The sequence below is a fragment of the Acidovorax sp. KPB24-07 genome, from assembly GCF_057543315.1.
This window is the reverse complement of record NZ_BAAJYS010000105.1, coordinates 1-12107: the sequence shown is the minus strand read 5'-3', so window position 1 is coordinate 12107 and position 12107 is coordinate 1. Positions and strand designations below refer to the sequence as shown.

At 64.1% G+C, this 12107-nt stretch carries 13 protein-coding genes and 1 pseudogene; 4 read left to right on the top strand and 10 right to left on the bottom strand.

Annotation, left to right across the window (positions count from 1 at the left end; all coding sequences use genetic code 11):
* From AC27IQ_RS12805 to AC27IQ_RS12775, 7 genes and pseudogenes are all read right to left on the bottom strand, one after another.
* Window positions 1-1340: TIGR03752 family integrating conjugative element protein (locus AC27IQ_RS12805; RefSeq protein WP_487089689.1), on the bottom strand; the 1340-nt coding region annotated here is incomplete at its 3' end.
* A pseudogene (locus tag AC27IQ_RS12800) lies at window positions 1330-2282 on the bottom strand (TIGR03749 family integrating conjugative element protein). The pseudogene AC27IQ_RS12800 and the gene AC27IQ_RS12805, both read right to left, overlap by 11 nt.
* A complete protein-coding gene (locus tag AC27IQ_RS12795) occupies window positions 2279-2998 on the bottom strand; it encodes a PFL_4703 family integrating conjugative element protein (protein WP_487089688.1) in 720 nt (239 codons plus the stop codon). The pseudogene AC27IQ_RS12800 and the gene AC27IQ_RS12795 overlap by 4 nt, the downstream one beginning before the upstream one ends.
* A complete protein-coding gene (locus AC27IQ_RS12790; protein WP_274342036.1) occupies window positions 2995-3423 on the bottom strand; it encodes a TIGR03750 family conjugal transfer protein in 429 nt (142 codons plus the stop codon). Before AC27IQ_RS12790 ends, AC27IQ_RS12795 begins: the two co-directional genes overlap by 4 nt.
* Before the next feature lie 12 nt (window positions 3424-3435).
* Complete coding sequence (locus tag AC27IQ_RS12785) at window positions 3436-3804, bottom strand: TIGR03745 family integrating conjugative element membrane protein (RefSeq protein ID WP_487089687.1); 369 nt, start codon at window positions 3802-3804, stop codon at window positions 3436-3438.
* 19 nt (window positions 3805-3823) lie between these two features.
* A complete protein-coding gene (locus AC27IQ_RS12780; RefSeq protein ID WP_487089686.1) occupies window positions 3824-4063 on the bottom strand; it encodes a TIGR03758 family integrating conjugative element protein in 240 nt (79 codons plus the stop codon).
* Window positions 4060-4452, bottom strand: coding sequence for an integrative conjugative element protein, RAQPRD family (locus AC27IQ_RS12775; RefSeq protein WP_487089685.1), 393 nt, complete (start codon window positions 4450-4452; stop codon window positions 4060-4062). The genes AC27IQ_RS12780 and AC27IQ_RS12775 overlap by 4 nt, the downstream gene beginning before the upstream one ends.
* A 189-nt stretch (window positions 4453-4641) precedes the next feature.
* On the opposite strand from AC27IQ_RS12775, the gene AC27IQ_RS12770 reads away from it, so the two are divergent.
* Window positions 4642-5463, top strand: coding sequence for a hypothetical protein (locus tag AC27IQ_RS12770; RefSeq protein WP_487089684.1), 822 nt, complete (start codon window positions 4642-4644; stop codon window positions 5461-5463).
* Here AC27IQ_RS12770 and AC27IQ_RS12765 read toward each other — a convergent pair.
* Window positions 5453-5635, bottom strand: a complete 183-nt coding sequence (locus AC27IQ_RS12765; RefSeq protein WP_487089683.1) for a hypothetical protein — start codon at window positions 5633-5635, stop codon at window positions 5453-5455. The two genes, AC27IQ_RS12770 and AC27IQ_RS12765, sit on opposite strands and share 11 nt — an antisense overlap.
* Window positions 5636-5685: 50 nt before the next feature.
* On the bottom strand, window positions 5686-8634 hold the full coding sequence (locus AC27IQ_RS12760) for a UvrD-helicase domain-containing protein (RefSeq protein ID WP_487089682.1): 2949 nt from the start codon (window positions 8632-8634) through the stop codon (window positions 5686-5688).
* A 274-nt stretch (window positions 8635-8908) separates the two neighbouring features.
* On the opposite strand from AC27IQ_RS12760, the gene AC27IQ_RS12755 reads away from it, so the two are divergent.
* The 3 genes from AC27IQ_RS12755 (at window position 8909) to AC27IQ_RS12745 (ending at window position 11227) form a co-directional block, all read left to right on the top strand.
* Window positions 8909-9511: a hypothetical protein gene (locus AC27IQ_RS12755; protein WP_487089681.1), complete on the top strand. Its 603-nt coding sequence runs from the start codon at window positions 8909-8911 to the stop codon at window positions 9509-9511.
* Between the two features lie 194 nt (window positions 9512-9705).
* On the top strand, window positions 9706-10341 hold the full coding sequence (locus AC27IQ_RS12750) for a DUF4124 domain-containing protein (RefSeq protein WP_487089680.1): 636 nt from the start codon (window positions 9706-9708) through the stop codon (window positions 10339-10341).
* 190 nt (window positions 10342-10531) lie between these two features.
* Window positions 10532-11227 (top strand): DUF6988 family protein, encoded by a 696-nt coding sequence (locus tag AC27IQ_RS12745; protein WP_487089679.1) that lies wholly within the window; start codon window positions 10532-10534, stop codon window positions 11225-11227.
* Between the two features lie 23 nt (window positions 11228-11250).
* On the opposite strand, the gene AC27IQ_RS12740 is transcribed toward AC27IQ_RS12745, so the two are convergent.
* The gene (locus AC27IQ_RS12740; RefSeq protein ID WP_487089678.1) at window positions 11251-11574 is read right to left on the bottom strand and encodes a hypothetical protein; all 324 of its coding nucleotides are present in this window, start codon (window positions 11572-11574) and stop codon (window positions 11251-11253) included.
* Window positions 11575-12107: the final 533 nt, after the last annotated feature.

Genomic DNA, 12107 nt, shown 5'->3' with positions numbered 1-12107 from the left:
GCCTGGCCATAGAGCTTGTTCACCCACTGCGACATCTCCTGCACGCCAGCGCCCAGGATGCGGCCCATGGCTTCGTTGCCGGAGATGCCCACCGTGCCCAGCGCGCCAGTGCCGTTGCTGACCACCGCCACGTTGCCACTGTCGCTCTTGATCAGCGAGGCGGCGCCGGCGCCAGCGGCGGTGATGAGGGCCTGCGAGCCGAGGTACTGTTGCGCGTTGCTGCGGCGTTCGCCGCTGACGCAGGGGATGCCGTGCGGATCGCTGATCCAACCCAGGCCGCCCAGGATGGGGCCGTGGCCATCGGCGGCGTTGCCCGTGCCCGCGTTGGCTTGGGTATTACCCCCCTGGCCCTTGTCCTCGGGCACCGTCCGGATCGTGCCGTCGCGAAACACGAAGGTCACGGAGCGGATCTGGCCGCGCACGCACGACAGCGTCCAGTCGCCCGATGCGGTGCCGCTGACCACGGCGCCCGCCACTTCTGGCAGGTCGATGCCGTTGGCCGTGAGGTTGTCCGGACCGATCAGTACCTTGAAGGGGTAGGGGTCGTTCACTGTCCCGTCGATGGGAACGCGCCCGATCAGGGCCGTCATCGCGACCGACCCCATGAGCGTCGCGTTGGTGGGGACCGTGTAGACCGCCTTGGCCGAGGCCTTCGCCGACGCGCCGGCATCGGCCAGGGCCGCCGCCGAGGACAGGGCCGATGGGCCTCCGGCGGGATCGGCCGCGCCGAAGTGCATCGGAAACCGGTCCGCCTTGCCGGTCGCCGCCGCACCCTTGGCGCCTTCCGGTCGCGCATCGTCGGGTTCGATCCAGCGCACCCCGCGCGAGCCGGCTGCCGTGCCGAATCCCTTGCCATCGCCCTCTTCCAGCCCGAGGCCGACCGGCAGGTCCGCGTTGCCGTTCTTGCCGCCCATCTGGTCGAGCTTGTGCTGCAGGTCCTGCAGCAGCCCCTGGGTCTGCTGCTTGTCGCCGGCCACCTGGTCGCGCTCTTGCTGCAGGCGGCTACGCTCGCTGTCGAGCGCGGCCTGGATGCGTTGGTCGATGGCGCTCTCACGCTGACGCAGGCGCTCGTTCTCGGCGCGCTGGTTCTTGTTGTCGCCCAGCGAGGTCTGCAGCTCGTTGCGCAACTGCTTGACCTGCGCCACGAGCGTGGCCACCGTGTCGCGCGGCGTGTCGCCATCGATGCCGAGTGCCTTCATCTCCTCCGGGGTGAGCTGGGCGGCCACCTCGCCCGAGACCGCGCGATCGGTCTTGCCCCCAGAAAACACCTGGATCCCCACGAACACCAGCAGCGCGGCCATCGGGATCATCAGCCACTTGAGCAGGCCGTTACTTTGCATGGGGGTCTCCCGGGGAGGGCTGCGCATCCGCCTCGCTGCCGGAAGCGCGCGGCAGGTTCTGCGCGGCGTCGATGCGGCTGATGCGCGGCAGCAAGGCGTCGGCCAGGCCACGCCCGCGCGTCACCAGGTACAGCACCGTGGTATCGGTCGGATCGCCCGCCGGTCCCAGGCCCGGGTGCTGGAACGTCGCGGCCACGAAGTCCCCGAGCAGGGTGCGCGGATCGAGGTCGATCCAGCGCGGCGAGGTATTGGTCAGGCGGACCGCGGTGACCCATTGATCTTCCATGCGCCAGGCGGCGAGCGGCTGCGCCGCACGGGCAGGGACGGTGCCAGGGTGTCCAGGTCCAGGCCGCGGCGCAGGGTGGCCTGCGTGACCCCGCGCACGGGCTCCACGGTGCGCAAGGGCGCGTACAGATTCTGGGCGGCGTAGCGGGTGAGCACCACCGCGATGGGGGTGTCGCGCCGGGCGGTGGATGCGGCCTCCGGTGTCGATGGGGCGGTGGCATCGGCTGGCGGTTCGGTGTCGGCGCCGCCGCTGGCGCGATCGCGCGCGCCATACCGCGGGGCTGGTGCCTCGCCCTCGACGATGCGCACCGGCTCCAGCGGCGCCTGTCCCTCCTTCGCCGGCTCGGCGGCGATGTCCAGCAGGATCAGCGCACCGCTGTCTGCGTCCTGCAACTGCAGGCGCGTCGGCTCGATCGCCTCGCTGGCCTTGAGGTAGATCGCGCCGCCCGCGCTTTGCACGCGCAGGCGGTCGGTGATCTCGGCCGGCACGCCGACGCGCACGTTGCGGTCGATGAAGAGGACGCGTTCTTCGCCGATGCGCAGCGGCACGGCGAGCGGCAGGCGCTCCCAGCGCAGGATCTGCAGCGCGTGCGCCGCGGGCGCGCCGCCCCACAGGACGCAGGCGCCCAGCGCCAGGGGCAGGACGAAGCGCTTCATGGATGGCCTCCGGACGGCGTGGGGGTTGGGGTGGTGGGCGCGAGCGTGGAGGGCAGCGTGGCGGGGGCTGGCGCCGAGGCTGCAGGCGTGGGCGACGCGATGCGCTGTGGTGTGCCGCTGTAGCAGTCCAGCGCGAGCCCGAACGGGTTGCGCTCGGGATCGACGTCCAGGCGCACCACTTTCAGCGGATAGCGCACCAGCGCCCGCTTGACCTGCTCGCCGCCGTAGTACTCGTCGGCGCTGACGTCCAGGGTGACCACCCAATCGCGCTCGGACAGCACCTTGACCCGCGCCGCGGGATCGTCGCCGTAGCCGCGGCCGGGCAACTCGTACAGGCCCCGCACGCGCTGGCGCAGCTCGCCGTTGCTGCGCCGGGCTTCGTAGTCCTGCTGCAGCAGGGCCTGGCAGGCGGGCGTGAGGTAGGCGGACAGGGTGCGCAGGTTGCGCGGGTAATCGTCCTCGCCATTGGTGGGCCAGCGGTTGAGCTGCTGGAAGACGTAGAGAGCGAACGCATACACGCTCTCCGGCGGCACGTCCCACCACTTGCGCGTGCTGCCCGAGCGCAGATCCGGCGGCACGTGGATCGTGAGGTGGCGCGGCGCGTTCCACCAGCCCAGGCCCAGCAGCAGCGCCAAGGCGAACAGCGCCGCCCCGCCACGCCGCAGGGTGGTGACGTGGGCCTGTAGGTGCGCCACTTCGTTCTTGAAGCGGCTCATGGCGTTCGGCCCCGCGGCCGGGGGCGCCGAATACGCGACGTCCGGCGCGTGGTCCAGCCACCCGTGCGGGTCACCAGGCCACGGCCACCGAACCGCACCGCCCAATGGGGATGGCGCAGCGCCAGCTGCCACTGCATCTGCCGGTACAGCCAGGTGTCGGGGCGCCCGCGCTTTTGCCGGCGCAGGAGACCGCCGCCGATGAACACGCCCGCGGCGATGCCCGCCACGATCATCGTCGGCACCATGGCCACGCTGCGCGTGAGCCAGGCCAGCGGCAGGCCTGCGATCAGCCCGGCCGCGGCGGACAGGCCCGCGCAGATCCAGAGCTCGTCGGCGGTGAGGCCGCGCACGACCACGGGCTGGCGATTCAGGCGATGCGGCAGGAAGGCCACGAGGCCGTCGCGCGGTGTGTCAGGGAGAGCCATCGGCGCGCAGCCCTACAGGATCGCTGTGGCTTTGGTCAGCAGCCAGATGCCGACCACTAGGAGCATCGCGCCCACGGCCACGGTCAGGCCGAACTGGCCCCACGTCGCGCGGCCGGTGTGGATTTCCGAGTAGCGCGTGTAGGCGTGGTAGCAGACGCCGATGAACATCGACGCCACCACGAGCAGGGCCACCAGCAGCACGATGTCGTAGCCGTAGTTTTGCAAGGTCTTGAGGATGCCGCTGCCGGCACCGCGCGAGGGGTCTTCCATGGTGGGCAGACCCGAGGCGCGTGCCGCCGGAGCCAGCGGCAGGAGGGTGGCCGCGAGCGCGGTGCCAGCCATGCGCGCAGCACGGCAGTGAAGGCGGGTAGGGAGGTTCATGGCGAATCCTTGGGGGTCATCAGGAAAGCAAGAAGAAGCTCAGCACCACGTACAGCGCGAGGAACCGGACGATCACGCCCAGGAACTGCCGTTGCGAAATCCGGTGCTCGGCCCAGCCGACATAGGCCGTGCGCATGGCCCACACCCCCCACAGCAGCAGGACGGCGAAGACGAAGCTCAGCACCACGGCCGAGACGGCCGAGGGCGTGAAGCCGCCGTTGGCCTGGAATGCGGCGATCTGATCGGCGCTCGCGGTCATCGCGATCGCTCCTGCTCCGGTGAAGCACGAGTGCTCTCGACGGGGGCCTCGCGGGTGTAGTGGCCTGCCAGCGGCAACGGGTCGCGCGGCTGCGCGCGCGCGGGCGCCAGGTAGCTGGCAAAGCCCGCACGCATGCGGCCCACGTCGTCGCGCAGGCGGGCGTAGTCGAAGTGGTAGCGGGCCGGCTGCACAGCCGCCGTGGCGTCCGATGCCAGAGCGATGCGGTCCACCTGGTCGAGCAGGCGCATGGCGCTCGCCAGTTGCTCGCGTTCGATGGCGGGATCGGCATGCGCCGATGCAACGCCGCAACAGAGGAGTGCCACGGCCAGCACGCCGCACAGGGGGAGGTGAATGGGAGCGTCGTGGCTGGCCGTGGCACGCGAGGTCATGTCGGGTCTCCTTGGGGTCGGTGGAGACTCGATCCTGCGGCGGGGTCTGCCGGTATGCAGCCATCAAAGGGGGAAGGGCGACCACCGCTTTGTCAGCAATTCAGGACGCTCGCGCGGCGGGCCTTGATGTTCAATAGTGATCGGGTGTGCCGGCAATCGTTTGGCGCAAGTTTTTGAAAGGGGCGACGAATGAATGAGCCGGTGAACCCTGTAGAAAAGCGTCTGGGCAGCTCAAAGCATGGGCAGGCGGATGCGCGGGCGTGGGTTGAGGAAGGCGACGGACTGGCCGCGACCGCGCGCTCAATCCGTGCGCGTTGGCTGCTCATTAAAAGGAAGATCAAAGCAGGGAAAATCGAACGCTTGCGCCACGGTCAAATGGTTGCCCTTACCGGCAATCCCAGAGCATCGGTCCTTCTGATGGGTTACGCGGTAGAGATGTACTTAAAGGCCGGATTGGCCCAGTGGCTCACGCACTGTCCCGAAGCGCTTTTCCTGACCGACATCAGGCAGTACAGCCACGACTACAAGCGGCTGGCCGATGACCTGGGGATCGATGCGCAGATCGCACCGCGTGATCTGCTGCAATTTTTGAGCAAGGCAGTCACATTGGAAGCAAGATACCCAGCCAGCCCTCGTGAGGGTGAAACGCCCATCGATGCCACCAATCGGCGAACCAGCAATTTATGGAGCGATGCGAGATTCAAGGCCATCTGCCTGCTCGTAAAAAAGCTACGTATCCACGTGGTTCAAATGAACTCGGATCGCCGCAACCCAAGGTATTCGACGGGATTCGGCTTGGAATCAGGCGGCTACATTGTCATGCGTGTCGGTGGCCACCTTCCGTCGCGGGTGACCGTACGACCACCCGACGGTAAAGCATGGACCAACAAGAAACTCAACGCTGTACTTGAAGCCATTCCATCCATCGCAGTTCAGCAGCGCTGGCGCCAGTGTTCGATCTACCTGCACCACGCAGAAAAAGGCAGCCAACGGGTTAAGTTCAAACCATAGCTTGCAGAACTTGCTTTGATGCTGCACGGGCAAGCGGCGCAAGCCGATGCGGTGTGATGTTCATGGTGGCATGGAGAAGTCGCATGCTGAGCTCTGCAGTGACCATGGCGTTCCCAGCGCGGTCGTTATCGATGAGGTGTTTTTCCTTGAACACGACTCCCTGGCGCGTCACGGTCAGGATCTAATCCGAACGTCCAATAAGGTGCCAATCGTCCTGCGGCTTCACTGAATGGAAGTGGGTTTTGCGGCCTGGCCTACCCAAGCCCGGTAGCCGCAGCGGCTGGAGCGTGAGCAATCGAGCCTGCGCCCGTTGGAGTGCATCAATAGCGATCCTTTCGTGCACTTCGGACACGTTGCACGCTGCGCACCCAGGTTGATCCAGTCGATAAAAGTGTGCTCTTCCGACAGTGCCGACAGCTCAAGGGCATACTCGCTCGGTGCCTCCCCATTTGCCAGGATCACGACCAGATGTTTGGCCCGGGTGAGGCCGACGTAGAGTAATCGGCGTTCTTCTTCGTTTTCGTTGGCGAGCTTTGGCAAGACCAAGTCCAGCAACGGCTCCGGTGCGCGTTCGTCCGGGAACCCTCGAAAGCCAGAGTCGAATCCGACCAATACCACGAAATCGGCCTCCAGGCCCTTGGACCCATGCAGGCTCATGGCCTGCACATCCAGCTTGCCGTCGTATCTGGATTTCAGCGCCTTGATCGCTTCCTCCGATTCCAGCCCCTGCGGCGCCGTTGTTTCGGCCGTCGTGCGGGTGAGGATCTGTACAGACGGAATCGTGATGCCCAGGGCTCGGCCGGTGTCGATCAGGCTTGCAAGCTGCGTCTCCAGTGCTGGCATCCGATGCTCCGCGCCTGGCTTGTGAAGAACGACACGCACGCACTGGGTCAGCCGGTCCGGCCGGGCATGCACGGGCTTGTCGAACTGGTTGGCATTCTTCAGCACCAGTTCGCGGGCCAGCGTCGCGATCCCGCTGGAACAGCGGAAAGTGCGTGACAGCATCAACTGGCGCTCATGGCGTCCGAAGTGGGCGCCGATGTTCTTGAAGATACTGACGTCGGATCCGGAGAACCGATTGATGGTCTGCCAGTCATCGCCCACGCAGAACACGATCGACTCGTGGGGGGGCTGGTCAAGGATGGACTTCACAAGGTCTGCCCGCAGACGTGCGATGTCCTGGAACTCGTCCACCAAGAGAAACCGATATGGTGTTTTGACGCGGCCATCGCGTAGCGCGGCCACCGCCTCGCGCAGCATGTCGGCGTAGTCGATCTTGCCTGCCTCTCTCAACGCTTTTTGGTAAGCATGGAAGACCGTAAAAGCCACCTTCAAGAACAGGCCTGCGCGCCACGAGTTGGGCTGCTGCTTTGCTTCGTCGAAGACCTGTGCTTCCGTGAGCCCCGAATCCTTGAACCTCAGCACGAAGTCCATGATGAGCTTCTCGCGTTCTTCTGTAGGCCCGAAGCTGGCGATCGCCCGCCGGTACACGTCCTGGGAGGGCGGACCCACCAGGATGCCGGCACCCTTGAGCGACTGCTCCAGATGAGCCCACAGCGTGCCATCGCGCAACTGGGCTGAGGTAGTCTCGAAGAAGACGACGGGATTCTTGGTGCGTTGGCTGCTGGCTACTCGCTTCTTGAACATCGCTCGCTTACTGCGGGCTTGTGCTTCGTACTGGGCGCCCCCCATCCATGCAGGTGCTCGCCCATCAGCATCCAATCCGAAATGCTCGTGCATGATACGTACCTCGCGTTGCGTACCATCGTGCAGGTGGTCAGTCCGGCGATAGGTGAAATCCGGCTTGTAGGGGCGCTGCTTCTTCGATATTGCCGAAACTCCGAGTCCGAGCAGCTTCGCACCATCCCAATCAGGCAGTTCATACGAGAATGGAATGCCCCGCAGAACCAGCCAGTTCACGATGCTGCGCTCTTCCAGGGAGCGCACCGGGATCGCCGGGTCCAGGGTCGGAATGGTGGGCTCGTAGCTTTCCTTTCCCTCTTCTCTCTTCGCTTTGATGCGCTGCCGACAGCATTCCTCGTAGCGCCGGGCGCATTCTTCCAGATCGCCGGTCACGCCGAAGGGGCTGGGGTCTTCGAAAGGGGCGAACAAGAGCCAGTCGGCGAGTGCCTGCTGGAAGGCGAGATCCTTGTCCTTCAATCCTGCAATGACGGTGCGCAAGAAACGTCCTTCCTCTCCTGCATCCTCCTTGAGTACGCGCGGCCGGATGCTTTCTCCATTGGCCTCCACCAGCACAGACAGACCAAAAGAGTGGAAGGTTCTCGACGCCACTGTCACCTTGCGCCCAATGGCCTTCGAAAGCTTCTGGGACAGCCGCTTTTCCAGGCTTTCGGCAGCCTTCGTGTTGTAGGCCAGGGCGAGGATCTCGTGGTCCTGGAACACTCCGGATTTCAGCGCGAAGCCGATCTTTCCGACGATGCATGAACTCTTGCCTGACCCTGCCGCAGCAACGACCAGGGTTGCATCTTCAAAAACCAGCGCAGCCTTGACCTGCTCATCGGTCAGTGGGCTGCTTTCGACCTGGTTGAAGTAGTCGGCTTCCAATTGGGCCTGGTAGCCAATGTACCGCTTGTTGTGATCCTGGCGGTACACATCACGGTCGATAATGGGTTTGGCGAGCCCATCGAATTCGTCTTTCAATGCCCTGGCACGAACCCTGTCGCCGGGTTCCAGCAATGGATGTCTATGCAGCGCATTGAGGTGCGGCGCCATCTTCTGGACCATCAATGAATACTTGTCGGCAATCCGCTCCGCCTGAGAATGTCGAACGTAACGGTCCGATCGATATGCTTCGTCCAGGTCGTACCGAAGAGGGACCAGCTTTTGATGCGCCGAATCCAGCATCTGCACCAGCTTCAGCTGGACACGCTGCAAGATCGACTGCCGTGTGGAAGCCCCTGAGTTGCTGCGCAGGACGAGGGTGAAATCCCGTTGTTGCTGATTTTCTTGATAAGTCAGCAAGAGGTACGAGCGGTCCAACCACCTTGGTAGGAACCACGACGGCGCCTTCTCTTGCACCGAGGTCAGTTGCCAATACCCGATGCATGTTCCGTCGAACGTCACCGTCTGAGCGGAGAGCTCTAGAGCGAGTGGCTTGCGAAAGCAGAACCACACGTCAAGCCATGACTCTTTGACGGTCACGGTTGGCATGGCGACCGTTCCATTCATCGTTTTTGTGGTTTCCAAACGCATCCCCCGTGGCCGTAAATTTTAAGCGACGCCTTCCGCTGGTGACGCGTGGCAGGCTCGACAACTGTGATGGCGTTCCACATTTTTGGTGGTGCTTGTTGTCTGAAGTGGGGGCCGATTCCTCTCCATTCGTCTTTCCCTGATGTGCTCATTCGTTGGCACATGCGTGCCTAGAAAAGGATGTGAGTGAGTTCATTCGCTGATTCATTCAATTCATAACAACAAGGGAATTGCTGTGAGGAATTTGATCAAGCTGGTGGTGGCAGCCGCCGTTGCGCTGTGTCCAGTCATCGCGATTGCGGGTGTGCAAGGGGGACAGACTAGTTCGATGAGTCTGCAGTCGCCCAACTCCGTTGACCTGATGGAAATCTGTGCCAACGTTCCCATTCCCGAAGGCTGGGTGGTGACGTCGATTCGCGCCGGCTGCGGGGCCGGCAACGGCTTGTACGAGATACGCAGGGTGGACCCGGCTCGCGGCACGATGAACATGTGCGGCCTGACGGCGGTGCCACGGGGATGGGCGGTGACCTACATCCAGGGCGGCTGCATCGCTGGTGTTCCCAACTACCAGATCCGGTACGCAGCGCCGAACAGCATCAGTTTCTCCATGTGCAACGTTCCCGCCTCCAGCGTTCCGCCGGGATGGGTCGTCACCTCCGTCGCGAAAGGGTGTGGGCTACCGGGATACGCCTATTGGGAAATTCGCGAGGCCCGCCCTGAACTGGGCACCATGGAGGTTTGCAACGTGGCGCCGGTACCGTCTGGTTGGGTGATCCTGGCGCAAAGAACCGGATGCATCGCGCCCAATGCGTTACTGACGATCAAGTACATGCCGTGATGGCCGTGGAAGTGGAAGGTCCAGGGCAGGGCCTTCCACTTCCATCCCGCAGTTGGCGCCTCTGCGTTGCAGTACGCACGGTGTGAAGTGTTGTAGCAGTTTGTTGCAATGTGGCAGGAGCCTTGGACAACTGGGTCGTCCGCTCAAGCGTTGATGGGAAATTACGCACCCTGTTAACCCTTGTGGATCGATACATGAAAATCTTCAAGTCACTCCTCTGCGCCGCCGTGTGCGTGTCCGCTGCCTTCGCTGCCAATGCCCAGGTCCACCGCTGCACGGATGCAGCAGGCAAGACCGCCTACGCGGATGTTCCCTGCGCTGCAAACCAAACGGGCGAGCTGCTGGAACGTCCTAAAAGTGCCGACGAAATCACGCGGGAGCGTGCGCAGGCGGCAGGGGCCATTGAGCGAAAACACCAGGATCGAATGGCAGAGCGCGATGAACAGGAGTTTCAGCGGCGCCAGCGTGCAGAGGCATCGTCGGTCGCGCAGAACGGGACCTCGGTGTCCCCGGCCGACACCCCCGCCTGCCGCAGCGCACAGAAGGAGCTGGAGTTCGTATCGAGCATCCGGACGCTCTCCCAGGACGAGAAACGAATGCGGACCAATGCGGCCATTGCGCAAGTCAATGCCAGTTGCGGTAGCAACACCCCGCTGATGCAGGAACCCCCGAAGATCATCAGCACCCCGGTCCCGATGATCGCCAGTTGCGACGCAGGCTTTTGCTACGACACGGCAGGCGCGATCTATCGCAAATCCGGTCCGGACGTCCTCACCGGCCCCACCGGGCGAACCTGCAGCCGCGCAGGGACCGGATGGAACTGCCAATGACCTGGGGCTGCTGGAGCGGATGCTGCATGGCGCAGCACATTCGGTGTCCATCACCCTGCGGCAGTTCTCGTTTTGATGCTTGCCGTTGGGCCGGCTGCGGTGGGCCCGTCTATCCATGTTGCCATCTGACCTTGGAAGCAGCTTTAGCGCGCTTCACCAATCAGACGATGCGGTCTTCTACGATTGGCCAATGACCAGCTTCTCTTTGCCGTACGGTGCGCAGCTTGACCTCGATCAGATGCTCGAGCGCTCGGAACAGTTGCACGAGCACATCTTCGAGCTCCTGGGTGAGCAGGGCTTCCATGGTGCTCCACGCTCGCAGGTTGCGACGGGCATGTGCTTCGTGGCTTTGGAACATGCAGAGGGACTTCGCGCCCTCATGGAACTGGCGCTCGCCAGTTCGGCCGTAGCCCTCATGCGGCTTCAGTTCGAAGCGTTGACGCGGGCGGCGTGGCTCCTCTACGCCGCCCCCGATTCAGCGATTGAAAAGCTGCTGGCACCGCTCACCGTCGAGAGCGAGAAGGCCGCGAAGAAGCTGCCCAGCGTCAGCGAAATGATGGAGGACATGCGAAAGAGCATGGGGAGCCCAGGTGAAGGGATCTCTGTGGGTGCCTATCAAATGCTCGCGCACTTCAAAGACATGACTTGGTCGGCCATTAACTCGTTCGTTCACGGCGGGCTGCATCCGCTGCGCCGCGTCGAGGAAGGATTTCCATTGCCATTGGCTTTGCAGATCCTGCGCAATTCGAACGGTCTGGTCACCATGACCGGAATACTGCTGGCGGTCCTGACCGGCGATTCACTGATCGCCAGTGCGATGTCCCGGATCCAGCCCGACTTCGCCGACTGTCTGCCGGAGTTGCAGGAGCGGGGCCCCGGAGCCTGATGGCGCCTACAGGCGGTCTTCGATTACATTTCGCGAAAGGAGGGGTTGGCAGGCGGCGGGTTGCTGTCCAGTCGATTCAAGGTCGGGTACCACTTGCCGGCTCGCCGCTGCAGTGCTTCGGTGGCAGCCCACTCATGCAGGAGCGCATCGATGCGTTGGCACCCTGGCATTCCCATGGTCTGTCTTTCCTGTGCGTTGGTCGCGTGCCATCGCGATGCGGAGACGGCCAGCCCCGTGGCGCCTCCACCGGTGGCCGAGTCGTCCTCACTCCCTTCGCTCGCGGCACCGGCCAATCTGCCTCCTGCATGGCCGTCCAGCGTGGTCCAGGTCAGGGCAAGGGCATCCACGGCGCTCGACCCCGCCGATTGCGAAGTGCCAGGGGCGGACCTGTCGCTACCGGCAGGCTGGGAACCGTACCGCGAAGCGGTCCGTTCCTGTCCGCTGGTGCAGGTCGGCGCCAGCGGGAATTCGGCGCCTAAGGCCGCCAAGGTGCGCCTGCTGGCCGTTTTCACCAACGCCTACTACCGCGGCCTGCCGCCCGATGCATCCTGGGAGCGCTTCCCGATGCCACTGCTGGTGGACGAAACTGGCCGCTGCGTTGGCAAGTTGTCCCACCTGTTTCCAGCGGACCCGCCCGAAGAACTGGACGTGCTCCCTGGCCGCTGGCGCAATGGCGTGCCGCAGCAGAGTATCCAGCTCCAGGTGCGCCTCGCCCGCCGTGGGCGGCGACTACCGCATGCCCACTCTGAGGCTGGATGCAAAGACCCACCTGTACCGCCCAGTCTATGCACAGCCAGCAATGTCCCCGTACGCAGGACGAGACCCTTGGTCTCCTAGGATGCCAAGACCCTAACTCTGTGTGTGCCTGGAGGTGACTTGA

Excerpts from the sequence above, each read along its gene's own strand:
- AC27IQ_RS12745 (WP_487089679.1), top strand. The coding sequence starts at position 10,532 with ATGACCAGCTTCTCTTTGCCGTACGGTGCGCAGCTTGACCTCGATCAG.
- AC27IQ_RS12750 (WP_487089680.1), top strand. The coding sequence starts at position 9,706 with ATGAAAATCTTCAAGTCACTCCTCTGCGCCGCCGTGTGCGTGTCCGCT.
- AC27IQ_RS12775 (WP_487089685.1), bottom strand. The coding sequence starts at position 4,452 with ATGACCTCGCGTGCCACGGCCAGCCACGACGCTCCCATTCACCTCCCC.
- AC27IQ_RS12790 (WP_274342036.1), bottom strand. The coding sequence starts at position 3,423 with ATGGCTCTCCCTGACACACCGCGCGACGGCCTCGTGGCCTTCCTGCCG.
- AC27IQ_RS12785 (WP_487089687.1), bottom strand. The coding sequence starts at position 3,804 with ATGAACCTCCCTACCCGCCTTCACTGCCGTGCTGCGCGCATGGCTGGC.
- AC27IQ_RS12760 (WP_487089682.1), bottom strand. The coding sequence starts at position 8,634 with ATGCCAACCGTGACCGTCAAAGAGTCATGGCTTGACGTGTGGTTCTGC.
- AC27IQ_RS12770 (WP_487089684.1), top strand. The coding sequence starts at position 4,642 with ATGAATGAGCCGGTGAACCCTGTAGAAAAGCGTCTGGGCAGCTCAAAG.
- AC27IQ_RS12795 (WP_487089688.1), bottom strand. The coding sequence starts at position 2,998 with ATGAGCCGCTTCAAGAACGAAGTGGCGCACCTACAGGCCCACGTCACC.
- AC27IQ_RS12780 (WP_487089686.1), bottom strand. The coding sequence starts at position 4,063 with ATGACCGCGAGCGCCGATCAGATCGCCGCATTCCAGGCCAACGGCGGC.